We start from the raw sequence: 24,964 nt of genomic DNA on the forward strand, positions 1-24,964 counted from the left end.
TTACTCAGAGTTAAGTGATGATAGCCTAGGAGATACACCTGTACCCATGCCGAACACAGTAGTTAAGCCCTAGAACGCCGGAAGTAGTTGGGGGTTGCCCCCTGTGAGATATGGAAGTCGCTTAGCTTTTATCCGCCATAGCTCAGTTGGTAGTAGCGCATGACTGTTAATCATGATGTCGTAGGTTCGAGTCCTACTGGCGGAGTACTGACAAAAAACGTTCAATTGAACGTTTTTTTATGTGACTATTAGTCCGTCTTGCTCCGTCAGGTGAAGTACATAGACGGGTAGTTATGACTTTTAAGTGAAGTAGATAGTTGAAAATCTAAGTCTTAGTTTTTGTACCTATAATTACCTCTTTATTTTATTTTTAGTTCGTTTAGCTTTAAATTCTTCTTTTATAGGATTTGAAGCTTTTTTAGTTCCTTTTTTTGTTAGACTAGTGTTAGTAATAAGAAAGGGAATTTTTATATGCTTCAGAAATTTTATGACCGAGCATTTGTTTTTTTGAAACTAGTTGAACAAGAATATGCCTCTTTAGGCCAGAGTTGTGCTGAGTGGGAATCACTTCATCTTCGTTTTTTACTATATTATTTAATCCGATTTAAAATAAAAAGTGACAGGGACTTTTCACTATATCACTTTAAAACAGCTTATCGTCTATATCTAGATGAATTCCTGCAAGGTGGTACAACTCTTATCCAATAAGAAACTCATAAATCATATATCACGAACAATAATCTGTATTGATTTTATATTTTTTAGGATTTTATTTAATTTTTAAGGTTTTGGATTTTGTTATTTACAGAAATTCCAAATCTTTTCTACTGTTTCTTCTTGATAAAATAGTGTTTTTTTCTTATAATAAATTGTAAGATATAATTGCGGGTGAAATTCCTGCCATGTATATGAGAAAGGACGAGCTCCTAGTAGCTCAGACGAATTTTATTATGACTTCAGTTGTTGTTGTAGGTACCCAATGGGGGGATGAAGGTAAAGGGAAAATTACAGATTTTCTTTCAGCTAATGCGGAAGTAATTGCTCGTTACCAAGGTGGTGACAATGCAGGCCACACCATTGTTATTGATGGTAAAAAGTTTAAGTTGCACTTGATTCCATCTGGAATTTTCTTCCCTGAAAAAATTTCAGTTATTGGAAACGGTATGGTTGTAAACCCTAAATCACTTGTGAAAGAATTGTCTTATCTGCATGAAGAAGGTGTTACAACAGATAATCTACGTATCTCTGATCGTGCGCATGTTATTTTGCCTTACCACATTGAGTTGGATCGCTTGCAAGAAGAAGCTAAGGGTGATAATAAGATTGGTACTACAATAAAGGGAATTGGTCCAGCATATATGGACAAAGCTGCTCGTGTTGGGATTCGTATTGCAGATCTTTTGGATAAGGATATTTTCCGTGAACGTTTGGAACGCAATCTTGCGGAAAAGAATCGTCTGTTTGAAAAATTATACGATAGTACCCCTATTTCAGTTGATGATATTTTTGAAGAATACTATGAGTATGGTCAACAAATCAAGCAATACGTGACAGATACATCCGTAATCTTGAACGATGCGCTTGATAATGGCAAACGTGTGCTGTTTGAAGGTGCGCAAGGTGTTATGCTAGATATCGACCAAGGTACGTATCCATTTGTTACGTCATCAAACCCTGTCGCTGGTGGTGTGACAATTGGGTCTGGTGTTGGTCCAAGTAAGATTGACAAGGTTGTAGGTGTTTGTAAAGCCTATACGAGTCGTGTAGGGGACGGTCCTTTCCCAACTGAATTGTTTGATGAAGTGGGAGATCGCATCCGTGAAGTAGGTCATGAATACGGTACAACAACTGGCCGTCCACGTCGTGTAGGTTGGTTTGACTCAGTTGTGATGCGTCACAGCCGTCGTGTATCTGGGATTACCAATCTTTCATTGAATTCTATTGATGTTTTGAGTGGTTTGGATACAGTTAAAATCTGTGTAGCCTATGATCTTGATGGTCAACGTATTGACTACTATCCAGCTAGTCTTGAACAGTTGAAACGTTGCAAACCTATCTATGAAGAGTTACCAGGCTGGTCAGAAGATATCACTGGAGTCCGTAATTTGGAAGATCTTCCTGAGAATGCGCGTAACTATGTTCGTCGTGTGAGCGAGTTGGTTGGGGTTCGTATTTCTACTTTCTCAGTAGGTCCTGATCGTGAACAAACTAATATTTTAGAAAGTGTTTGGTCATAGGAGATTTTTAAGATTAGTTTAAGATAGGTTGGGTATACTATAGACAGTTACAAGAAGACCTCCTAACTTGTTGTAACAAATATCCTAAACTTTTCTTTTTCATAATAATCTCCCTATTAAGTCACCGCATTCGGTGGCTTTTTTTGTATTGAGAATCATGATATAATAATAAAATCGACAAGTAGGAAAAGAGAAGAACGATGAATTATACAGTTGAAGAAAAAGAAGCCTTTATGAGAGAGGCTTTGAGAGAGGCTGAGATTGCCTTAGAACACGATGAAATTCCAATTGGTTGTGTGATTGTCAAGGATGGAGAAATCATTGGTAGGGGGCATAATGCGCGCGAGGAGTTACAACGGGCGGTCATGCATGCAGAAATCATGGCCATAGAGAATGCGAATGTTAGTGAGGAGAGTTGGCGCCTGCTGGATTGTACGCTTTTTGTGACCATTGAACCTTGTGTTATGTGTAGCGGGGCCATTGGGCTTGCCCGTATTCCAAACGTAGTCTACGGGGCTAAAAATCAGAAATTTGGTGCAGCTGGAAGTTTGTATGATATTTTGACAGATGAGCGTCTCAATCATCGTGTAGAGGTGGAAACGGGAATTTTGGAAGATGACTGTGCAGCGATTATGCAGGACTTTTTCCGAAATCGACGGAAAAAATAATTTCTCTTTAAAAACAGAAGGGAATGTGGTATAATAAGTAGTGGAGCAACAGTTCTGCGTGAAGCGGGTCAGGGGAGGAATCCAGCAGCCCTAAGCGATTTGAATTGTGTGCTCTTTTTTTCGTGCTTTTTCCGAATAAATAAGATAGAATAATCTAGAATAAATGATAATAGAAAAGAGAAAAATATGAAAATTCGTGGTTTTGAATTGGTTTCGAACTTTACAGATAAAAATTTGCTACCTAAGCGTGAGACAGCGCATGCAGCGGGTTACGACTTAAAGGTCGCTGTGCGTACGGTTATTGCGCCAGGAGAGATTGTATTAGTTCCGACAGGTGTTAAGGCCTATATGCAACCGACAGAAGTGCTTTATCTTTATGACCGTTCATCAAACCCTCGTAAGAAGGGCTTGGTCTTGATTAACTCGGTTGGTGTTATTGATGGGGATTATTATGGAAATCCTGGAAATGAGGGGCATATTTTTGCTCAGATGAAAAACATTACTGACCAGGAAGTGATTCTCGAAGTTGGGGAACGTGTGGTTCAGGCTGTCTTTGCACCATTTTTGATTGCAGACGGAGATGAGGCGAATGGCGTTCGAACAGGTGGGTTTGGGTCAACTGGGAAATAGAGGAATAAAATGGCAGACTATTTATTAGTTGTAGACATGCAGTCAGATTATGTTGCTGTAGGAAAAGCATATCATGAAGAACTGACTGCAGCTGTAAATGACAAAATTGCTGCTTATCCCAGTGACCGAGTTATCTATATTCTCAATCGTTTTTTCTGGGAGAGAAAAGATAGAAAGAAGAAATTTGCGACCGGCTTGCTGCTTGTATCTTCTCGTATCTTTGAGAAGCGTCGGGCTTCTTGCTTTACTAATCCAGATTTAAAAGATTTTTTAGAGGGAAACGGTGCTAAAAGTATAGAGTTTATAGGGGTAGATGGCAATGGCTGTGTTAAGGCCTCCGTTTTGGCAGCTGTCAAGGAGAATTATCAGGTTTCTGTCGATTTGTCTGCTGTCGGAGTTGTCAACCAGAAGAAATTTCAAAATACATTGTATAAGTGGCGCTCTATAGGAGTTGCAGTAGAAGGAGAATCATCATAGCTAAAAAAAAATCAACTTTTATTTGTCAAAATTGTGCTTATAACTCACCCAAATACCTAGGACGCTGTCCAAACTGTGGAGCTTGGTCTTCTTTTGTAGAAGAGATCGAGGTTGTCGAGGTTAAGAATGCGCGTGTGTCCTTGACAGGTGAAAAAACCAAGCCTATGAAACTGGCTGAAGTAACGTCTATCAATGTCAATCGAACCAAGACCGAGATGGAGGAATTTAACCGTGTGCTTGGAGGCGGAGTGGTACCAGGAAGTCTCGTCCTTATCGGTGGGGATCCAGGAATCGGGAAATCAACCCTTCTCCTACAAGTTTCAACCCAGTTGTCTCAAGTGGGAACTGTTCTCTACGTCAGTGGGGAGGAGTCTGCCCAGCAAATCAAGCTACGAGCAGAGCGCTTGGGGGATATTGATAGTGAGTTTTATCTCTATGCAGAGACCAATATGCAGAGCGTTCGAGCTGAGGTAGAGCGTATCCAACCTGACTTTCTCATCATTGACTCTATCCAGACTATTATGTCTCCTGAGATTTCAGGGGTGCAAGGATCTGTGTCTCAAGTGCGAGAGGTGACAGCTGAACTCATGCAGCTAGCCAAGACTAATAACATTGCCATCTTTATCGTAGGGCATGTGACCAAGGAAGGTACTCTGGCTGGTCCTCGTATGTTGGAGCATATGGTAGATACGGTGCTTTACTTTGAAGGGGAACGCCACCATACCTTCCGTATCTTGAGAGCAGTCAAAAACCGTTTTGGGTCCACTAATGAGATTGGCATCTTTGAGATGCAGTCAGGTGGATTGGTTGAGGTGCTCAATCCGAGTCAAGTTTTCCTAGAGGAGCGTTTGGATGGGGCTACTGGCTCGTCAATCGTTGTGACCATGGAAGGGACCCGTCCGATTTTGGCGGAGGTCCAGGCTTTGGTAACACCAACCATGTTTGGAAATGCTAAGCGCACGACGACAGGACTTGATTTCAATCGTGCGAGTCTGATTATGGCTGTTTTGGAAAAACGAGCAGGGCTTCTCTTGCAAAATCAGGATGCCTATCTCAAATCTGCTGGTGGCGTGAAATTGGATGAGCCTGCCATTGACTTAGCCGTTGCAGTGGCTATTGCCTCTAGTTACAAGGACAAGCCTACCAATCCTCAGGAATGTTTTGTGGGTGAACTGGGCTTGACCGGAGAAATTCGGCGCGTGAATCGCATCGAACAACGTATTAATGAAGCGGCAAAACTGGGCTTTACCAAGATTTATGTACCCAAGAATTCCTTGACAGGAATCACTCCACCCAAGGAAATTGAAGTCATTGGTGTGACGACTATTCAGGAAGTTTTGAAAAAGGTCTTTGCATAATCCGTGACAAATCTTCTTAAAAATGATAAGATAGGAGAAATATTTGATTGTCAAATTTTTGAGGAGGGAATCGTGTCGTATTTTGAACAGTTTATGCAAGCCAATCAGGCTTATGTTGCCCTACATGGGCAGTTAAATCTGCCACTTAAACCCAAAACCAGAGTAGCTATCGTGACCTGTATGGACTCACGTCTACACGTTGCGCAAGCTCTAGGTTTGGCCCTTGGGGATGCTCATATCTTGCGGAATGCGGGTGGTCGAGTAACTGAGGACATGATTCGTTCACTGGTAATTTCCCAGCAACAAATGGGGACAAGAGAGATTGTGGTGTTGCACCATACAGACTGTGGAGCTCAAACCTTTCAAAATGAAAGTTTTCATGAACATTTGAAACACGAGCTCGGAGTTGATGTGTCTGATCAAGATTTTTTACCATTTCAGGATGTTGAAGAGAGTGTGAGAGAGGATATGCAATTGCTTAGAGAGTCTCCACTGATTCCTGATGATGTGGTTATTTCAGGTGCTGTCTATGATGTGGATACAGGAAGTATGAGAGAAGTATACTAACTTTGTCTCGAAAAAATCTCATCCTAGCATAAAATCGATTGTTAAAATGTAGGATTTTCAGTTTTAATATAGCTAATATAAAACAGTATAAAACAAGGGTATAAATGTTTACTCTTGTTTTATTTTTGATTGAAAAATAAAGGAAAAAGCGCTACAATGGTAGATGGAAAATGTTGTGTAAAAAACAAGTGATACATAAATACCGGAGGAAATCATGTCTTTTTCTGATTTAAAGCTGTTTGCCCTTTCTTCTAATAGAGAATTGGCAGAGCGTGTGGCGCAAGAAATTGGGATAGAGTTGGGGAAATCGACTGTTCGCCAATTTTCAGATGGGGAGATTCAGGTCAACATTGAAGAATCAATCCGTGGAAAACACGTCTTTATCCTACAATCAACTAGTTCACCTGTAAATGATAATTTACTTGAAATTTTGATTATGGTGGACGCATTGAAGCGTGCCAGTGCAGAATCTGTCAATGTTGTTATGCCCTACTATGGCTATGCACGTCAGGATAGAAAGGCGCGCGCGCGTGAGCCAATCACTTCAAAACTTGTTGCAAATATGCTTGAAGTAGCTGGGGTAGATCGTTTATTGACAATCGACTTGCATGCTGCGCAGATTCAGGGATTCTTTGATATTCCTGTAGATCACTTGATGGGTGCTCCCTTGATTGCGGACTATTTTGAACGTCGTGGTATGGTTGGCTCTGACTACGTGGTTGTCAGCCCAGATCATGGTGGGGTGACTCGTGCTCGTAAATTGGCAGAGTTTTTGAAAACTCCGATTGCGATTATTGACAAGCGCCGTAGTGTAGACAAGATGAATACCAGTGAAGTAATGAACATCATTGGTAAGGTAGAAGGTAAGACTTGTATTTTGATTGACGATATGATCGATACAGCTGGAACTATTTGTCATGCGGCGGATGCTCTTGCTGAAGCAGGTGCTGTTGAAGTTTACGCAAGCTGTACGCACCCAGTTCTTTCAGGGCCAGCTATGGACAATATCCAAAAATCAGCTATTAAGAAATTGGTTGTTTTGGATACTATCTACCTACCAGAAGAGCGTTTGATTGATAAGATTGAACAGATCTCTATTGCCCACCTCTTAGGAGATGCCATCGTTCGTATCCACGAAAAACGTCCTCTTTCTCCTCTATTTTGTATTGAGAAAAAGATTTAATCTTTCACTTGAAATAGATCGTTCTCCTAGCAAGTTTCTTTTCTTGCTAGGAGATTTTTATAGTCAAAACCTGCAAGCCTTTTCAAAATGTGCTATACTGAGAAAAAAGGAGGATCTCTATGAGTCAAGAATTTATCAATCCAAGTGATGGTGTAATCCGTCAGTATCTGGCGACTAGTAAAACGTTAGCGGTAGTGGGTTTGTCTGACCGTGAGGAAACAACTAGTAATCGAGTAACCAAGGAAATGCAAGCTCGGGGCTATAAAATCATTCCAGTTAATCCCAAGGCTGCAGGTGGGGAAATCTTGGGAGAAAAGGCTTATGCGAGTCTAGCTGAGATTCCTTTTCCTGTGGACATTGTCAATGTATACCGACGTAGCGAGTTTTTACCAGATGTGGCGCGTGATTTTCTCAAGGCTGATGCCAAGATTTTTTGGGCGCAATTAGGACTTGAAAATCTAGAAGCGGAAGAAATCTTGCGTGCTGGAGGATGCGATGACATCGTGATGAATCGCTGTATCAAGAGAGAACATACTCGCTTAATTCTTGAGAAATAAAAAGGTAGCCATGGGCTACCTTTTTGTATTATAAAGTACCAATCAATGCTTGCATGCCAAGACTGGTGAGGATGATAGCAATCCAGCAAAGGGCTCCGAGGACAATAGATTTGCCACTGGATCTAACCATGGCAATCAGATTGGTTTTGAGACCGATAGCACTCATGGCCATGATGATAAAGAATTTAGAGAGTTGTTTGAGAGGGGTAAAGAAGCTACTAGACACACCGAGAGAGGTGAGAAGAGTCGTTAAGAGAGAGGCCAGGATAAAATAAAGGATAAAAAGTGGGAAAACTTTTTTCAGTTGTAGGCCTTGTTTATTTTCTTGTTGGCGACTTTGCCAGTAGGAGAGGAAGAGAGTGATGGGAATGATCGCTAAGGTGCGCGTGAGTTTAACAATGGTTGCCGATTCGAGGGTATTGGTCTGGTAAAGACTGTCCCAAGCACTAGCTGTGGCCGTTACAGAAGAAGTATCATTGACCGCAGTTCCTGCAAAGAGAGCAAAGCCGTCATTAGATAGGTGAAGCCAGGTTCCTAGAGTTGGAAAGATGAGCGCAGCCAAGATATTGAAGAAAAAGATAACGGAAATGGCTTGGGCAACTTCTTTTTCCTTGGCATGGATAACGGGCGCTGTCGCAGCAATGGCAGAACCACCACAGATAGAAGAACCCACTCCAATCAAGGTAGCCAGTTTTGTGTCTAGTGCAAAGAAACGCTGGAAGAGGTAGGCGACAATCAAGGAAATTGAAATCGTTGATAGGATGACAGGGAGTGAAGTTTGTCCGACTGCAAAGACTTGCGAGATATTGAGACCAAAACCAAGTAAGATAACAGCATACTGGAGTAATTTTTTGGAACTAAAGGTCAAACCTGCATCTAGTTGTTTGTAGGGGGAGAGCCAGGGGTGTAGGAGCATTCCTATAAAGATTGCAAAAACGGGTGCACCCACGACGGGGAAAAGTCCTCCTAGAAACCAAGAAATGATAGAAATGAGAAGGCAGGCCAAGATGCCTGCTCCATTTTTTGATAGAAATGACATAAAAACCTCCAATCATAATCTGTTACCATTATAGACCTGTAAACAGGAAAAGTAAAATAGAAAGTGGAAAGATATTATATAATGTATTTTTGCGGTCGGGGGGCTTTTGTAGTATAATAGAGATACGTTTTGAGAGTAGGAGGTATCTATGGACTTAACTAAGCGCTTTAATAAACAATTAGATAAGATTCAAGTTTCGTTGATTCGCCAGTTTGACCAGGCTATTTCGGAGATTCCTGGGGTCCTGCGTTTAACCTTGGGGGAACCTGATTTTACAACGCCAGATCATGTTAAGGAAGCGGCTAAGCGGGCCATCGACCAGAACCAATCCTACTATACAGGGATGAGTGGTCTGTTAACGTTACGTCAGGCAGCCAGTGATTTTGTAAAAGAAAAATACCAGCTAGATTATAATCCTGAAAATGAGATCTTGGTTACAATTGGGGCGACAGAGGCTTTATCGGCTACTTTGACAGCTATTTTGGAAGAGGGAGATAAGGTGCTCTTGCCAGCTCCTGCCTATCCAGGTTATGAGCCGATTGTCAATCTAGTTGGGGCAGAGGTTGTCGAGATTGATACGACTGAAAATGGTTTTGTCTTGACTCCTGAGATGTTGGAAAAGGCCATTTTGGAGCAAGGCGACAAGCTCAAGGCGGTCATTCTCAACTATCCAGCCAATCCGACAGGAATTACCTATAGTCGGGAGCAGTTGGAAGCCTTGGCGGACGTTTTACGCAAGTATGAGATTTTCGTTGTCTGTGATGAGGTTTACTCAGAATTAACCTATACAGGCGAAGCCCATGTATCTTTGGGAACTATGCTGAGAGATCAGGCTATTATTATCAATGGTTTATCTAAGTCTCATGCTATGACAGGTTGGCGTTTAGGCTTTATCTTTGCTCCTGTGGCCTTTACAGCTCAGTTAATCAAGAGTCACCAGTACTTGGTAACTGCCGCAAACACTATGGCTCAACATGCTGCGGTGGAGGCTTTGACGGCGGGTAAAAACGACGCGGAGCCTATGAAGAAGGAGTACATCCAGCGTCGTGATTATATTATCGAGAAAATGACTGCTCTTGGTTTTGAGATTATTAAACCAGACGGTGCCTTCTATATCTTTGCTAAGATTCCTGCTGGCTACAATCAAGACTCCTTTGCTTTTCTGAAGGATTTTGCTCAGAAGAAGGCTGTTGCCTTTATCCCTGGTGCCGCCTTTGGACGCTACGGAGAAGGCTATGTTCGCCTATCTTATGCAGCTAGCATGGAGACTATCAAAGAAGCCATGAAACGACTTGAGGAGTACATGAGAGAAGCATGATTCAGTCTATCACGAGTCAAGGCTTGGTGCTCTACAATCGTAATTTTCGTGAGGATGACAAGTTAGTCAAGATTTTTACCGAGCAGGCTGGCAAGCGCATGTTTTTCGTCAAACACGCTGGTCAGTCCAAACTAGCTCCGGTTATTCAGCCCTTGGTGTTGGCGCGATTTCTCTTACGAATCAATGATGATGGGCTCAGCTATATCGAGGACTACCATGAGGTGATGACCTTTCCTAAGATTAATAGTGATCTCTTTGTCATGGCTTATGCGACCTATGTTGCTGCTCTTGCAGATGCTAGTTTGCAGGACAATCAGCAAGATGCTCCCTTGTTTGCTTTTTTGCAAAAGACTTTGGAGTTGATGGAAGAGGGTTTGGATTATCAGGTTTTGACCAATATTTTTGAAATTCAAATCTTGACCCGATTTGGGATTAGCCTTAATTTTAATGAGTGTGTCTTTTGCCATCGGATCGGTCAGGCTTTTGACTTTTCTTTCAAATATGGAGCCTGCCTCTGCCCAGAGCATTATCATGAAGATGAGAGACGTTGCCATCTCAATCCCAATATCCCTTATCTACTCAATCAATTTCAAGCCATTGATTTTGAGACCTTGGAGACCATTTCGCTCAAGCCGGAAATCAAGCAAGACTTGCGCAAGTTTATAGATCAACTCTACGAAGAGTATGTTGGAATTCACCTAAAATCAAAGAAATTTATTGATTCCCTAGCAGACTGGGGACAATTACTAAAAGAGGAAGACAAATGAAAAAAATCGCAGTAGATGCTATGGGGGGCGATTATGCACCTCAAGCTATCGTTGAGGGTGTCAATCAAGCCCTGGCTGACTTTTCAGATATTGAGGTTCAACTCTATGGAGACGAAAGCAAAATCAAGCAATATCTAACAGCGACAGAACGTGTCAGCATTATCCATACGGATGAGAAGATTGATTTTGATGATGAACCTACAAAAGCTATTCGTAAGAAGAAAAATGCCAGTATGGTATTAGCGGCTAAGGCAGTCAAAGAAGGAGAGGCAGACGCTGTCCTCTCGGCTGGGAATACAGGTGCCTTGTTGGCTGCAGGATTCTTCATTGTAGGTCGTATCAAGAATATCGACCGTCCTGGACTCATGTCGACCTTACCGACCATTGATGGCAAAGGCTTTGACATGCTAGACCTTGGAGCCAATGCGGAAAATACAGCCCATCATCTGCACCAATACGCTGTTTTGGGTTCCTTTTATGCGAAAAATGTTCGTGGGATTTCGAAACCACGTGTTGGTTTGCTCAACAATGGAACAGAAAGCAGCAAGGGTGATCCCCTTCGTAAGGAAACCTACGCCTTGCTAGCAGCTGATGAAAGCTTGAATTTTGTCGGAAACGTGGAAGCGCGTGATTTGATGAATGGCGTTGCGGATGTTGTTGTGGCAGATGGTTTCACGGGAAACGCTGTGCTCAAATCTATTGAAGGGACAGCCATGGGAATCATGGGCTTGCTCAAGACCGCTATTACAGGTGGTGGTCTTCGAGCGAAACTAGGTGCTCTTCTTCTCAAGGATAGCCTTAAAGGTTTGAAAAAACAGCTTAACTATTCAGATGTTGGTGGAGCGGTCTTGTTTGGTGTTAAGGCACCGGTTGTAAAAACTCATGGCTCAAGTGATGCCAAGGCTGTGTATAGTACGATTCGCCAGATTCGTACCATGCTAGAAACAGACGTAGTCGCCCAGACTGCGCGTGAATTTTCAGGAGAATAAAAAGATGACAGAAAAAGAAATTTTTGACCGTATTGTAACCATTATCCAAGAGCGACAGGGAGAGGACTTTGTCGTAACAGAAGCCTTGAGTTTGAAAGATGACCTAGATGCGGACTCAGTGGACTTGATGGAGTTCGTCTTGACACTAGAAGATGAATTCGGAATTGAAATCAGTGATGAGGAAATTGACCAACTGCAAAGTGTAGGAGATGTGGTAGCAGTTGTCAAAAGTAAAGAATAGCAAAAAGCAACATGCAAGTCATGTTGTTTTTTTATTTGCAGAAAAAGGGAAACTTTTAGTAGAAATTGCGAATAAAGATATGAGAAAGAAAAAGGAGGAACGTTTATGTATGTGACTGGTCTTTATCCGTGGTTCATTAAGTGGCTTTTAAAATAAAAATGAATGAATTGTTCATTTTCGAATTGTTTTTCGAATAGATAGGTAAGGAAAAAGGGAAGGAGATAAGAAAATGATTTCAGTAATTTACCCAATCTGGCTATTTAAGTGGCTTAGAGGTTAAAGATTAGATATATAGAAAAAAAAATAAGGAGAAAAAGATGACAAACTTTGACAACATGGAACAGAACTTTGCAGCTCTTACAGAAGAAGAGTTGACGGATGTGAATGGGGGAATTGCACCGATTGTTATTGGCGGGGTAGTTGTTAGTTGGAAATTAATTGGAGGTGTGGCAGCACTTGCTACAGCTACAGCAGGTGCAGGAGTTGCGGCAGGTTATTATGCTAATCGGCCATAACATTGGAGTCTGAGATGAAAATCATACAATTGATACTGAAATATTGGCCAGAGTTGACTGTATTATTCAGCTCGATGGCTTATATAAGTATTAGAGTAGTGGCTGATGTAAACAAAATAAACCTACCTATATGGTTTGAATATTTTGATATACCAACGATTTCATTATTTTTGATGACATTTATTTTAATATATAGAAATGAAGGAGAAGAGAATGGATAAATTTCAAGTAATTGATGAGAAAGACTTGCAAGCAATCGAAGGAGGAATTGAGCCTATTTCGATTATATTTGGTCTAAGTGCTATTGCATTCAGTGCATTTGGGGCTGGTTACAAATTTGGTTCAGATTTGGCTCGTCGCGGGCGTTAGGTAATGAGCAATCGCAACCTTAATCTCAATACACTCTTACCTAAACTAGCCACTATACTTTCTTTGTTGGGAATAGGTCTTAATCTTATACTTCATGTGATTCGTACAGGTTCATTAGTATCCTTTGATTGGCAATGGACTTTAGTTGGCTTGCTTGCCTCAGGCCATTTTGGTATTTTTTGTAAAGATTTGAAGAAAAATAATCAAAACTATAAATGATGAATCTGAATGGAAAGGATTTTGTGCATGTAAATGGCGGAGTTTTTCCATCTTGTTTTATCCAGAGACCTATCCGATTCTGCTTAGTTTGTTTTATGTAGGATACAAGTACAAAACAACAGATAGTAAGATTGAGAATTGATGGAATGTCAGATTGGAGTTGGAGATGAAAGTCGTTCAATTACTACAAAAAGCTTGGCCAGAGTTTATTGAATTGTCTAGCTCGATGGCTTATCTAATGATTAGAATTGTGGCTGATGTAAACAAAATAAATCTACCTACGTAGTTTGAATATTTTGATCTACCTAAGATTTCATCATTCTTGATGACATTTAGCTCACTTTATAGAAATATCATTTCAGAATAGTTTATTTCTAGGCATTCATTTTTTAACGGTTACTTTAAACAGGCAGAACTTTTGTTCTGCTTTTTTACATTTAAATGATAGTTTATGCTTTTTAAAGTGCGTTTTAGGTGCAAAAATAGTTTATTTAGGAATATTTTCCTGTTTTTATCCTTATTTAGTTAGAATAATGTTACAAATTTTTAAAGAGATTGTTAGAAAAAGGAGAAGGATATGAAATTTAGGAAAAGGCACTATCGTCCCCAGGTGGATCAGATGGATTGTGGCGTGGCTTCCTTGGCTATGGTCTTTGGTTGCTACGGTAGTTATTACTCCTTGGCTCATCTACGAGAGTTGGCCAAGACGACTATGGATGGGACGACGGCTTTGGGACTTGTAAAGGTGGCAGAGGAGATTGGGTTTGAGACGCGGGCTATCAAGGCGGATATGACGCTCTTTGATCTGCCAGATTTGACCTTTCCTTTTGTGGCCCATGTGCTCAAGGAAGGGAAGTTACTCCACTACTATGTGGTGACAGGTCAGGATAAAAAGCACATTCATATCGCTGATCCGGATCCTGGTGTCAAGCTGACCAAGATTTCCCGTGAGCGTTTTGCGCAAGAGTGGACAGGAGTCAGTATTTTTATGGCGCCATCTCCAGACTATAAACCCCATAAGGAGAAAAAACAGGGGCTCCTATCCTTCTTGCCTATTTTACTCAAACAGCATGGCTTAATTACCAATATCGTCCTAGCGACACTCTTGGTAACACTGATTAACATTGTGGGCTCCTACTATCTTCAGTCCATCATTGATAGTTACGTGCCAGACCAAATGCGCTCGACACTGGGTATTATCTCTATTGGGCTGGTCATCGTCTATATCCTCCAGCAGATTTTGTCTTATGCCCAGGAATATCTTCTACTAATCCTTGGGCAACGCTTGTCGATTGACGTGATTTTGTCCTACATCAAGCATGTTTTTCACCTGCCGATGTCCTTTTTCGCGACACGCAGGACAGGAGAAATCGTGTCTCGTTTCACGGATGCTAACAGTATCATTGACGCGCTAGCGTCGACCATTCTGTCGATTTTCCTAGATGTGTCGACGATTTTGATTATCTCGCTTGCCTTGTTTTCACAAAATATGACACTCTTTTTCATTAGTCTGCTTGCGCTTCCCCTCTATACAGTGATTATCTTTGCCTTTATGAAGCCTTTTGAAAAGATGAATCGGGATACTATGGAAGCCAATGCAGTTCTGTCTTCTTCTATCATCGAGGACATCAACGGTATTGAGACCATTAAGTCTTTGACCAGTGAAAGTTCGCGCTATCAAAAGATTGACAAGGAATTTGTAACTTATCTGAAAAAATCCTTTACCTACAGTCGGGCAGAAAGCCAGCAAAAGGCACTGAAAAAAGTTGCCCAGCTCCTGCTCAATGTTGCCGTTCTCTGGCTGGGAGCCATTCTCGTCATGGATGGGAAAATGAGTTTGGGCCAGCTGATTACTTATAATACTTTGCTTGTTTACTTTACCAATCCTTTGGAAAATATCATCAACCTACAAACCAAACTTCAGACAGCGCAGGTCGCCAATAACCGTCTAAATGAGGTTTATCTAGTAACTTCGGAGTTTGAGGAGAAGAAAACGGTAGAAGATCTGAGTATGATGAAGGGAGAGATGGCCTTCAAGCAGGTTCACTATAAGTATGGCTATGGGCGTGATGTCTTGTCGGATATCAATTTGACCATTCCGCAAGGGTCTAAGATGGCTTTTGTGGGGATTTCAGGGTCAGGAAAGACCACCTTGGCAAAGATGATGGTTAATTTTTACGACCCTAGTCAAGGAGAGATTAGTCTGGGTGGTGTCAATCTCAATCAGATTGACAAAAAGGCTTTGCGTCAGTATATCAACTACCTGCCTCAACAGCCCTATGTCTTTAACGGAACGATTTTGGAGAATCTTCTCCTTGGAGCCAAGGAGGGGACGACTCAGGAAGATATCTTACGAGCAGTCGAGTTGGCCGAGATTCGGGAGGATATTGAGCGTATGCCCCTGAATTATCAGACAGAATTGACTTCGGATGGGGCAGGAATTTCAGGTGGACAACGGCAGCGAATCGCTCTGGCGCGTGCTCTCTTGACGGATGCCCCTGTCCTAATCTTGGACGAGGCGACCAGCAGTTTGGATATTTTAACAGAGAAGCGGATCGTGGATAATCTTATGGCTCTAGACAAGACCTTGATTTTCATCGCCCATCGCTTGACCATCGCTGAGCGGACAGAAAAGGTTGTTGTTTTGGATCAGGGCAAGATTGTCGAAGAGGGCACCCATGCAGGCTTGCTTGCACAGGATGGTTTTTACGCTCATTTGGTGAATAGCTAGAAAGAGGAGAGGATGAAACCAGAATTTTTAGAAAGTGCGGAGTTTTATAATCGTCGTTACCATAATTTTTCCAGTCGGGTGATTTTACCTATGTCACTTCTGCTCGTATTTCTGTTAGGATTTGCAGTTTTTGCAGAGAAGGAGATGAGTTTGTCTACCAGAGCGACAGTCGAACCTAGTCGGATCATTGTTAACATCCAGTCGACTAGCAATCAACGCATTGTGGGCAACTATCTGGAAGAAAACAAGTTGGTTAAGCAAGGAGATCTGCTCGTTCAGTACCAGCAAGGGGCGGAAGCTGTCCAAGTTGAGGCATACGCCAGTCAGTTGGAGATGTTAAAGGATCAAAAAAAGCAGTTAGGGTATTTGCAATCCAGTTTGCAAGAGGGGAGTAATCAATTTCCAGAGGCGGATAAGTTTGGTTACCAAGAGATGTTTCGGGACTATCTCAGCCAAGCTAGTAGTCTTAGGAGCAATGTTTCTCAGCAAAATGAGACCATCGCGTCCCAGAATGCAGCAACTAGTCAAACCCAAGCTGAGATCGGGAACCTCATCAGTCAAACAGAGGCTAAAATTCGCGATTACCAGACAGCTAAGTCGGCTATTGAAACAGGTGCTTCCTTGACCAGTCAGAATCTAGCCTACTCTCTCTACCAGTCCTACAAGTCTCAGAGGGAGGAAAATCCGCAAGCTAAGGCTCAGGCTGTTGCACAGATTGAAGCACAGCTTTCTCAGTTAGAATCTAGTCTTGCTACTTACCGCGTCCAGTATGCAGGTTCGGGAACCCAGCAAGCCTATGCGTCTGGTTTAAGCAGTCAATTAGAATCCCTCAAATCACAACACTTGGCTAAGGTTGGTCAGGAATTGACCCTTCTAGATCAGAAAATTTTGGAGGCAGAATCGGGTAAGAAGGTACAGGGAGGTCTCCTAGATAAAGGGAAGATTACAGCAAGTGAGGATGGGGTGCTTCACCTTAATCCTGAGACTAGTGAATCTACGATGGTCGCAGAAGGAACCTTGCTAGCCCAACTCTACCCATCTTTGGAAAAAGAAGGAAAAATCAAACTCACAGCCTATCTCAGTTCAAAAGATGTTGCTAGAGTCAAGATTGGGGACTCTGTCCGTTATACTACGACTAATGATGCGAAGAATCAAATTTTCCTGGATTCTACGATTACAAGTATTGATGCGACAGCTACAAAGACTAAACAAGGAAATTTCTTTAAAATTGAGGCGGAGACCCACCTGACTTCTGAGCAAGCTGCAACACTTCGCTATGGCTTAGAAGGTCGCCTGCAGATGATTACGGGAAAGAAAAGCTATCTCCGTTATTTTTGGGATCAATTTTTGAATAAAGGGTAATATTCGTGTTTTTCAGAGGATAAATGATTTTAAAACTGTAAGAAGAGCCTATCTTGCAGTTTTTCTTTACGCTTAAAACAGGAAAATGTTATTTATTCGTAAAAATCTTGAATTTTTCATACTTTTATGGTAGAATGTGCTCAAGTAAAACGAAAGGCGAACTTTAAAATGTCAAAACAACTAATCTATTCGGGAAAAGCCAAGGATATCTATACAACTGAGGATGAAAATCTCATTATTTCAACTTACAAGGACCAGGCGACTGCTTTTAACGGTGTCAAGAAAGAGCAGATTGCGGGTAAGGGAGTCTTGAATAATCAGATTTCATCTTTTATTTTTGAAAAGTTGAATGCTGCTGGTGTAGCGACTCACTTTGTGGAGAAAATTTCGGACACGGAACAACTCAATAAAAAGGTGGAGATTATTCCTTTGGAAGTTGTGCTCCGCAACTACACGGCTGGTTCCTTTTCAAAACGTTTTGGCGTAGAAGAAGGTATCGCATTTGAGACTCCAATTGTCGAATTTTACTATAAAAATGATGATTTGGATGATCCCTTTATCAATGACGAGCATGTGAAATTCCTTAAAATTGCGGATGACCAGCAGATTGCTTACTTGAAGGAAGAAACCCGTCGTATCAATGAGCTCTTGAAGACTTGGTTTGCTGAGATTGGCCTCAAATTGATTGACTTTAAGCTAGAGTTTGGTTTTGACAAGGATGGCAAGATTATCTTGGCAGACGAATTTTCACCAGATAACTGCCGTTTGTGGGATGCGGATGGCAACCACATGGATAAGGATGTTTTCCGCAGAGGACTCGGAGAATTGACAGATGTTTACGAGATTGTCTGGGAGAAATTGCAGGGTTTGAAATAACACCTTCAAGGTGATTTGGGAACATTGCAAGAGCTGAAATAAAGGAATAAGAATTGATGAATAAACGTATTTTTGTTGAGAAAAAGGCTGATTTTCAGGTCAAATCAGAGAGTTTGGTAAGGGAACTCCAGCACAACTTGGGATTGTCAACTTTGAAAAATATTCGCATTGTGCAAGTTTATGATGTCTTTGATTTGGCAGAGAACTTGTTTGCACCTGCAGAAAAACATATCTTCTCTGAGCAGGTGACAGATCATGTATTGGATGAAGCGGCTGTGCAGGCGGATCTTGCCAATTATGCATTTTTTGCCATTGAAAGCCTGCCAGGGCAGTTTGACCAGCGTGCAGCTTCTTCACAGGAAGCCTTGCTTTTACTGGGAAGTTCGAGTGATGTGACGGTCAACACAGCTCAACTTTACTTGGTCAATAAAGATATTGATGCGACTGAGTTGGAAGCTGTCAAGAACTATCTGCTTAATCCAGTGGATTCTCGTTTCAAGGACATCACGACAGGAATTGCCAAGCAGGAATTTTCTGAGTCAGACAAGACTATTCCTAAATTGACCTTCTTTGAAAGCTATACAGCAGAAGACTTTGCCCGCTACAAGGCCGAACAAGGGATGGCAATGGAAGTGGATGATTTGCTCTTTATCCAAGACTACTTCAAGTCTATCGGGCGTGTACCAACTGAGACGGAGCTCAAGGTTTTGGATACTTACTGGTCTGACCACTGCCGTCACACTACTTTTGAGACAGAGTTGAAACAGATTGATTTTTCAGCTTCTAAATTCCAAAAACAATTGCAAGCGACTTATGACAAGTATATCGCCATGCGCGAGGAATTAGGCCGTTCTGAAAAACCACAAACCTTGATGGATATGGCAACTATTTTCGGTCGTTATGAGCGTGCTAATGGACGTTTGGATGATATGGAAGTGTCAGACGAAATCAATGCCTGCTCAGTTGAAATTGAGGTGGATGTCAATGGTGTGAAAGAGCCCTGGCTCCTCATGTTCAAAAACGAAACCCACAACCACCCAACGGAAATTGAACCATTTGGTGGGGCTGCTACTTGTATAGGTGGCGCCATTCGTGACCCATTGTCAGGCCGTTCCTACGTTTACCAAGCTATGCGTATCTCAGGCGCGGGTGATATTACAGCTCCGATTTCAGAAACTCGCGCTGGTAAATTGCCACAACAAGTCATTTCGAAGACAGCGGCTCATGGTTATTCTTCTTACGGGAATCAGATTGGACTTGCGACGACCTACGTTCGTGAGTACTTCCACCCAGGCTTTGTAGCTAAACGCATGGAGCTAGGTGCCGTTGTCGGTGCTGCTCCTAAGGAAAATGTTGTTCGTGAAAAACCGGAAGCTGGTGACGTGATTATCTTGCTCGGTGGTAAGACTGGACGTGACGGTGTCGGTGGTGCGACAGGGTCTTCTAAGGTTCAAACAGTTGAGTCTGTAGAGACTGCTGGTGCTGAGGTTCAAAAAGGGAATGCCATCGAAGAGCGCAAGATTCAACGTCTTTTCCGTAATGGAGATGTCACTCGTCTGATCAAGAAATCTAACGACTTTGGAGCGGGCGGTGTCTGTGTGGCTATCGGTGAATTGGCAGATGGTCTTGAAATCGACCTCAATAAGGTTCCTCTTAAATACCAAGGCTTGAATGGTACAGAAATTGCTATCTCTGAATCACAAGAACGGATGGCAGTTGTGGTGCGTCCTGAAGACGTAGATGCCTTCGTTGCGGAATGTAATAAAGAAAATATTGACGCTGTTGTGGTTGCGATAGTGACAGAAAAGCCAAATCTAGTCATGCACTGGAATGGTGAAACCATTGTCGACTTGGAACGCCGTTTCCTTGATACAAACGGTGTGCGCGTGGTCGTAGATGCCAAGGTGGTAGACAAGGATGTCAAGCTTCCAGAAGAACGTCAAACATCTGCTGACACACTTGAAGCTGATACCCTTGCGGTTCTGTCTGATCTCAACCATGCGAGTCAAAAAGGATTGCAAACCATCTTTGACTGTTCGGTCGGTCGTTCAACTGTCAATCACCCACTTGGTGGTCGCTACCAACTCACACCAACTGAGGCATCTGTGCAGAAATTGCCAGTTCAGCACGGTGTAACTCACACTGCGTCAGTCATGGCCCAAGGTTTTAACCCTTATGTTGCAGAATGGTCTCCATATCATGGCGCTGCTTATGCGGTTATCGAAGCAACTGCTCGTTTGGTTGCTGCTGGTGCAAACTGGTCCAAGGCTCGCTTCTCTTACCAAGAGTATTTTGAGCGCATGGATAAACAAGCAGAGCGTTTTGGTCAGCCGGTAGCGGCTCTTCTAGGTTCTATCGAAGCACAAATCCAACTTGGCTTGCCATCTATTGGAGGTAAAGACTCTATGTCTGGTACCTTTGAAGAATTAACCGTACCACCAACCCTGGTTGCTTTTGGTGTCACAACTGCAGATAGTCGTAAGGTGCTCTCTCCAGAGTTCAAGACTGCTGGTGAAAATATCTACTACATCCCAGGTCAAGCCCTCTCTGCAGAGATTAATTTTGACTTGATTAAGTCTAACTTTGCTCAATTTGAAGCTATCCAAGCTGGACACAAAGTAACATCTGCATCAGCTGTTAAATATGGTGGTATCGTTGAAAGCTTGGCTCTTGCTACCTTTGGGAACCATATCGGTGCAGAGGTGACCTTGCCTGAACTTGAAAGTTCTTTAACAGCTCAATTGGGCGGATTTGTCTTCACATCTCCTGAAGAGATTGCTGGAGTAGAGAAAATCGGTCAAACAAGCGCAGACTTTACACTCGTTGTCAACGGTGTGAAGTTAGATGGACAGAAACTTGACAGTGTCTTCCAAGGAAAACTAGAGGAAGTTTACCCTACTGAATTTGCACAAGCCAAAGAATTGGCTGAAGTTCCAGCTGTCGCTTCTGACGCAGTCATCAAAGCCAAGGAAACTATTGAAAAGCCTGTGGTTTACATCCCAGTCTTCCCAGGAACCAACTCAGAATATGACTCAGCTAAAGCATTTGAAAAAGAAGGTGCAGAGGTTAACTTGGTGCCATTTGTGACCTTGAATGAAGAAGCTATTGTCAAGTCAGTTGAAACCATGGTTGACAATATCGGCAAGGCAAACATTCTCTTCTTTGCAGGTGGATTCTCAGCTGCGGATGAGCCGGATGGATCAGCTAAATTTATTGTCAATATCCTTCTTAATGAAAAAGTGCGTGCTGCGATTGATAGCTTTATCGCTCGTGGTGGCTTGATTATCGGTATCTGTAACGGATTCCAAGCTCTTGTCAAATCAGGTCTTCTTCCATACGGAAACTTTGAGGATGCTAACAGTACTAGTCCAACTCTCTTCTACAATGATGCCAACCAGCACGTGGCCAAGATGGTGGAAACTCGGATTGCCAATACCAATTCGCCATGGTTGGCTGGCGTGCAAGTGGGCGATATCCACGCTATTCCGGTTTCACACGGTGAAGGGAAATTTGTTGTGACGGCTGAGGAATTTGCAGAGCTCCGTGACAATGGTCAAATCTTTAGCCAATACGTTGATTTTGACGGCAAACCAAGTATGGATTCTAAGTACAATCCGAATGGTTCTGTAAATGCCATCGAAGGGATTACCAGCAAGAACGGCCAAATTATCGGTAAAATGGGTCACTCAGAACGTTATGAAGACGGTCTCTTCCAAAACATCCCAGGAAATAAAGACCAGCACCTGTTCGCGTCGGCTGTGTGTTATTTCACAGGGAAATAAAAGGTATAAAAAATGACATACGAAGTAAAATCTCTTAATGAAGAATGTGGTGTTTTCGGTATCTGGGGACATCCAGATGCTGCTAAATTGACCTATTTTGGTCTCCATAGTCTTCAGCACCGTGGTCAGGAAGGGGCAGGAATCCTCTCCAATGATCAGGGGCAATTGAAGCGCCATCGTGATATGGGGCTTTTATCAGAAGTCTTCAAAAATCCAGCTAATTTGGATAAATTGACTGGTACGAGCGCGATTGGGCATGTTCGTTATGCGACGGCTGGCGAAGCTTCTGTAGATAATATCCAGCCCTTCCTTTTTCGCTTTCATGATATGCAGTTTGGACTTGCTCACAATGGAAATCTGACCAATGCCGAATCGCTCAAGAAAGAATTGGAACAAAGTGGCGCTATTTTCAGTTCAACTTCGGACTCGGAAATCTTGGCTCACCTCATTCGTCGGAGTCACAATCCGAACTTGATGGGTAAAATCAAGGAAGCACTTAGTCTCGTCAAAGGTGGCTTTGCTTATATCCTGCTATTTGAGGACAAGTTGGTTGCGGCCCTTGACCCTAATGGCTTCCGTCCGCTTTCTATCGGGAAAATGGCCAATGGAGCAGTTGTTGTTTCCTCTGAAACTTGTGCTTTTGAAGTCATTGGTGCCGAGTGGATTCGCGATGTAAAACCAGGAGAGATTGTAATCGTGGATGACAATGGGATTCAGTACGATAGTTATACGAATGATACCCAGTTGGCGATTTGCTCTATGGAGTATATCTACTTTGCCCGTCCTGACTCTAATATCCATGGTGTCAACGTCCATACGGCTCGTAAGAGAATGGGAGCGCAACTAGCGCGTGAATTCAAGCATGAGGCGGATATCGTAGTCGGTGTGCCCAATTCTTCACTCAGCGCAGCTATGGGATTTGCAGAAGAATCCGGTCTGCCAAATGAAATGGGTCTCATCAAAAACCAATACACCCAACGCACCTTTATCCAACCGACTCAAGAATTGCGGGAGCAAGGGGTGCGGATGAAACTGTCTGCTGTTTCAGGTGTTGTCAAAGGAAAACGTGTGGTTATGGTGGATGATTCCATTGTCCGCGGGACAACCTCCCGCCGTATCGTTCAGCTTTTGAAAGAAGCAGGTGCGTCCGAGGTTCACGTTGCTATTGGAAGTCCTGCGCTAGCTTATCCATGTTTTTACGGGATTGATATCCAGACGCGTCAGGAGCTGATTGCGGCCAATCATACGGTCGAGGAAACTCGCCAAATCATTGGTGCGGATAGTCTGACCTATCTTTCGATTGATGGCTTGATTGATTCTATCGGGATTGAAACAGATGCGCCAAACGGTGGTCTTTGTGTCGCTTACTTTGACGGCGACTACCCAACTCCTCTCTACGACTATGAGGAAGACTATCAAAGAAGTTTGGAAGAAAAGACCAGTTTTTATAAATAGACGGATAAAGACTCCCCATTAAAGGAAAGGAAGAGGAGACAAAGATGACAAATAAAAATGCTTATGCGCAGTCTGGTGTGGATGTTGAAGCGGGTTATGAAGTTGTTGAACGGATCAAAAAGCATGTGGCTCGTACGGAACGTGCAGGTGTTATGGGAGCTCTGGGTGGCTTTGGTGGCATGTTTGACCTTTCAAAAACAGGTGTCAAAGAGCCGGTCTTGATCTCAGGGACTGACGGTGTCGGAACCAAGCTCATGTTGGCTATCAAGTATGATAAGCATGACACGATTGGGCAGGATTGTGTGGCCATGTGTGTTAATGACATTATCGCTGCAGGTGCGGAGCCTCTTTACTTCCTGGACTACGTCGCGACTGGCAAGAATGAACCAGCTAAACTAGAACAAGTGGTTGCTGGTGTGGCTGAAGGTTGTGTGCAAGCTGGTGCAGCCCTCATCGGTGGGGAAACGGCTGAGATGCCTGGTATGTACGGCGAAGATGACTACGACTTGGCTGGATTTGCGGTCGGCGTGGCTGAAAAATCTCAAATTATTGACGGTTCAAAGGTGGCAGAAGGTGATGTTCTTCTCGGACTTGCTTCAAGTGGGATTCACTCCAATGGTTACTCACTCGTTCGTCGTGTCTTTGCCGACTATACAGGTGAGGAAGTTTTGCCAGAATTGGAAGGTAAGAAACTCAAGGAGGTTCTTCTTGAGCCGACTCGTATCTATGTCAAAGCTGTCTTACCACTCATCAAGGAAGAGTTGGTCAACGGTATTGCCCACATCACAGGTGGTGGCTTTATCGAGAATGTTCCTCGTATGTTTGCGGCTGACCTAGCTGCGGAGATTGAGGAAAGCAAAGTCCCAGTGCTTCCGATTTTCAAGGCTCTTGAAAAATACGGTGAAATCAAGCACGAAGAAATGTTTGAAATCTTCAATATGGGTGTTGGACTCATGTTGGCAGTTAGCCCTGAAAATGTAGGTCGTGTCAAGGAATTGCTGGATGAACCAGTTTATGAAATTGGTCGCATCGTCAAGAAAGAAAACGAAAGTGTCATCATCAAATGAAAAAAATAGCGGTTTTTGCCTCTGGTAATGGCTCGAATTTTCAGGTGATTGCCGAAGAATTTCCGGTAGAGTTTGTCTTTTCAGACCATCGTGACGCCTATGTGCTCGAGCGTGCAGAAAAGCTCGGCGTCCTGTCCTATGCTTTTGAACTCAAGGAGTTTGAGAACAAGGCGGACTACGAAGCTGCTCTTGTCGAACTCTTGGAAGAACACCAGATTGACTTGGTTTGCCTCGCTGGCTACATGAAAATCGTTGGGTCAACCTTATTGGCAGCTTATGAGGGCCGAATTATCAACATTCATCCAGCCTACCTGCCCGAATTTCCAGGAGCTCATGGGATTGAGGACGCTTGGAATGCTGGGGTTGCTGAGAGCGGCGTGACCATTCACTGGGTGGATTCAGGTGTAGATACTGGAAAGATTATCAAGCAGGTCCGTGTGCCACGGCTAGCTGATGATACTATCGAAAGCTTCGAAGCTCGCATTCATGAAGCAGAGTACAAGTTGTATCCAGAGGTTATTAGAGAATTGTTGGACAAGTAAATGAAAGGAAAAAAC

The 24,964-nt window shown here is 42.8% G+C and carries 25 protein-coding genes, 1 tRNA gene, 1 rRNA gene and 1 other RNA gene; 27 read left to right on the plus strand and 1 reads right to left on the minus strand.

Annotated features, from left to right (window positions below; translation table 11 throughout):
* Nucleotides 1–10: 10 nt before the first annotated feature.
* From rrf to KZX55_RS07370, 12 genes are all read left to right on the plus strand, one after another.
* Nucleotides 11–126, plus strand: a 5S ribosomal RNA gene (gene rrf / locus KZX55_RS07315).
* Nucleotides 127–131: 5 nt separating this feature from the next.
* Nucleotides 132–205 (plus strand) — tRNA-Asn (locus KZX55_RS07320).
* A gap of 266 nt (nt 206–471) precedes the next feature.
* The gene (gene comW, locus KZX55_RS07325; protein ID WP_000939505.1) at nt 472–708 is read left to right on the plus strand and encodes a sigma(X)-activator ComW; all 237 of its coding nucleotides are present in this window, start codon (nt 472–474) and stop codon (nt 706–708) included.
* Nucleotides 709–950: 242 nt separating this feature from the next.
* Complete coding sequence (locus KZX55_RS07330) at nt 951–2,237, plus strand: adenylosuccinate synthase (protein ID WP_000205045.1); 1,287 nt, start codon at nt 951–953, stop codon at nt 2,235–2,237.
* 200 nt (nt 2,238–2,437) lie between these two features.
* The gene (gene tadA, locus KZX55_RS07335) at nt 2,438–2,905 is read left to right on the plus strand and encodes a tRNA adenosine(34) deaminase TadA (RefSeq protein ID WP_001110101.1); all 468 of its coding nucleotides are present in this window, start codon (nt 2,438–2,440) and stop codon (nt 2,903–2,905) included.
* 32 nt (nt 2,906–2,937) lie between these two features.
* Nucleotides 2,938–3,035, plus strand: an RNA gene (gene ffs / locus KZX55_RS07340) — signal recognition particle sRNA small type.
* Nucleotides 3,036–3,091: 56 nt separating this feature from the next.
* Nucleotides 3,092–3,535, plus strand: a complete 444-nt coding sequence (locus KZX55_RS07345) for a dUTP diphosphatase (protein WP_248026189.1) — start codon at nt 3,092–3,094, stop codon at nt 3,533–3,535.
* A gap of 9 nt (nt 3,536–3,544) precedes the next feature.
* Nucleotides 3,545–4,012, plus strand: coding sequence for an isochorismatase family cysteine hydrolase (locus tag KZX55_RS07350; RefSeq protein WP_000796429.1), 468 nt, complete (start codon nt 3,545–3,547; stop codon nt 4,010–4,012).
* Nucleotides 4,013–4,032: 20 nt separating this feature from the next.
* Nucleotides 4,033–5,370 carry a DNA repair protein RadA gene (radA, locus tag KZX55_RS07355; protein WP_248026509.1) on the plus strand — a complete coding sequence of 446 codons (1,338 nt, stop codon included), beginning with the start codon at nt 4,033–4,035 and terminating at the stop codon, nt 5,368–5,370.
* Between the two features lie 72 nt (nt 5,371–5,442).
* Nucleotides 5,443–5,937 carry a beta-class carbonic anhydrase gene (locus tag KZX55_RS07360; protein ID WP_002876632.1) on the plus strand — a complete coding sequence of 165 codons (495 nt, stop codon included), beginning with the start codon at nt 5,443–5,445 and terminating at the stop codon, nt 5,935–5,937.
* 214 nt (nt 5,938–6,151) lie between these two features.
* Nucleotides 6,152–7,120 carry a ribose-phosphate diphosphokinase gene (locus KZX55_RS07365; protein WP_000010182.1) on the plus strand — a complete coding sequence of 323 codons (969 nt, stop codon included), beginning with the start codon at nt 6,152–6,154 and terminating at the stop codon, nt 7,118–7,120.
* A 119-nt stretch (nt 7,121–7,239) separates the two neighbouring features.
* Nucleotides 7,240–7,677: a CoA-binding protein gene (locus KZX55_RS07370; protein WP_000076476.1), complete on the plus strand. Its 438-nt coding sequence runs from the start codon at nt 7,240–7,242 to the stop codon at nt 7,675–7,677.
* A gap of 28 nt (nt 7,678–7,705) precedes the next feature.
* Here the strand turns inward: KZX55_RS07370 and KZX55_RS07375 are convergent, their stop codons facing one another.
* A complete protein-coding gene (locus tag KZX55_RS07375) occupies nt 7,706–8,716 on the minus strand; it encodes a YeiH family protein (RefSeq protein ID WP_000009130.1) in 1,011 nt (336 codons plus the stop codon).
* A 148-nt stretch (nt 8,717–8,864) separates the two neighbouring features.
* Here KZX55_RS07375 and KZX55_RS07380 point away from each other — a divergent pair, with 148 nt between their 5' ends.
* From KZX55_RS07380 to purN, 15 genes are all read left to right on the plus strand, one after another.
* Nucleotides 8,865–10,034, plus strand: coding sequence for a pyridoxal phosphate-dependent aminotransferase (locus KZX55_RS07380; RefSeq protein WP_045616604.1), 1,170 nt, complete (start codon nt 8,865–8,867; stop codon nt 10,032–10,034).
* Entirely contained in the window at nt 10,031–10,801 is a 771-nt protein-coding gene (gene recO, locus KZX55_RS07385; RefSeq protein ID WP_248026202.1) for a DNA repair protein RecO, read from the plus strand. Before KZX55_RS07380 ends, recO begins: the two co-directional genes overlap by 4 nt.
* Nucleotides 10,798–11,790, plus strand: a complete 993-nt coding sequence (plsX, locus tag KZX55_RS07390) for a phosphate acyltransferase PlsX (protein WP_000717447.1) — start codon at nt 10,798–10,800, stop codon at nt 11,788–11,790. The genes recO and plsX overlap by 4 nt, the downstream gene beginning before the upstream one ends.
* Before the next feature lie 4 nt (nt 11,791–11,794).
* Nucleotides 11,795–12,031 (plus strand): acyl carrier protein, encoded by a 237-nt coding sequence (locus KZX55_RS07395; protein WP_000136441.1) that lies wholly within the window; start codon nt 11,795–11,797, stop codon nt 12,029–12,031.
* A gap of 317 nt (nt 12,032–12,348) precedes the next feature.
* Nucleotides 12,349–12,546, plus strand: a complete 198-nt coding sequence (locus KZX55_RS07400; RefSeq protein ID WP_061420152.1) for a class IIb bacteriocin, lactobin A/cerein 7B family — start codon at nt 12,349–12,351, stop codon at nt 12,544–12,546.
* Between the two features lie 14 nt (nt 12,547–12,560).
* Nucleotides 12,561–12,767, plus strand: coding sequence for a hypothetical protein (locus tag KZX55_RS07405; protein ID WP_061420154.1), 207 nt, complete (start codon nt 12,561–12,563; stop codon nt 12,765–12,767).
* Entirely contained in the window at nt 12,760–12,915 is a 156-nt protein-coding gene (locus KZX55_RS07410) for a smi_0061 family bacteriocin-like peptide (protein WP_000357247.1), read from the plus strand. Before KZX55_RS07405 ends, KZX55_RS07410 begins: the two co-directional genes overlap by 8 nt.
* A 3-nt stretch (nt 12,916–12,918) precedes the next feature.
* Nucleotides 12,919–13,134 (plus strand): bacteriocin immunity protein, encoded by a 216-nt coding sequence (locus KZX55_RS07415; protein WP_248026203.1) that lies wholly within the window; start codon nt 12,919–12,921, stop codon nt 13,132–13,134.
* A 577-nt stretch (nt 13,135–13,711) separates the two neighbouring features.
* Nucleotides 13,712–15,865, plus strand: a complete 2,154-nt coding sequence (comA, locus tag KZX55_RS07420) for a peptide cleavage/export ABC transporter (RefSeq protein WP_248026214.1) — start codon at nt 13,712–13,714, stop codon at nt 15,863–15,865.
* A 12-nt stretch (nt 15,866–15,877) separates the two neighbouring features.
* Nucleotides 15,878–17,227 (plus strand): competence pheromone export protein ComB, encoded by a 1,350-nt coding sequence (gene comB / locus KZX55_RS07425; protein ID WP_033605805.1) that lies wholly within the window; start codon nt 15,878–15,880, stop codon nt 17,225–17,227.
* Between the two features lie 168 nt (nt 17,228–17,395).
* Nucleotides 17,396–18,103, plus strand: a complete 708-nt coding sequence (gene purC / locus KZX55_RS07430; RefSeq protein WP_000043279.1) for a phosphoribosylaminoimidazolesuccinocarboxamide synthase — start codon at nt 17,396–17,398, stop codon at nt 18,101–18,103.
* A gap of 56 nt (nt 18,104–18,159) precedes the next feature.
* Nucleotides 18,160–21,885, plus strand: coding sequence for a phosphoribosylformylglycinamidine synthase (locus KZX55_RS07435; RefSeq protein ID WP_248026216.1), 3,726 nt, complete (start codon nt 18,160–18,162; stop codon nt 21,883–21,885).
* Between the two features lie 12 nt (nt 21,886–21,897).
* The gene (purF, locus tag KZX55_RS07440; protein WP_084852957.1) at nt 21,898–23,340 is read left to right on the plus strand and encodes an amidophosphoribosyltransferase; all 1,443 of its coding nucleotides are present in this window, start codon (nt 21,898–21,900) and stop codon (nt 23,338–23,340) included.
* Between the two features lie 44 nt (nt 23,341–23,384).
* Nucleotides 23,385–24,407, plus strand: a complete 1,023-nt coding sequence (gene purM, locus KZX55_RS07445) for a phosphoribosylformylglycinamidine cyclo-ligase (RefSeq protein ID WP_248026219.1) — start codon at nt 23,385–23,387, stop codon at nt 24,405–24,407.
* Nucleotides 24,404–24,949, plus strand: coding sequence for a phosphoribosylglycinamide formyltransferase (gene purN, locus KZX55_RS07450; RefSeq protein WP_248026221.1), 546 nt, complete (start codon nt 24,404–24,406; stop codon nt 24,947–24,949). The genes purM and purN overlap by 4 nt, the downstream gene beginning before the upstream one ends.
* The last annotated feature ends 15 nt before the right edge of the window (nt 24,950–24,964 follow it).

The sequence above is a fragment of the Streptococcus halitosis genome, assembly GCF_023147855.1.
GTDB lineage: Bacteria > Bacillota > Bacilli > Lactobacillales > Streptococcaceae > Streptococcus > Streptococcus halitosis_B.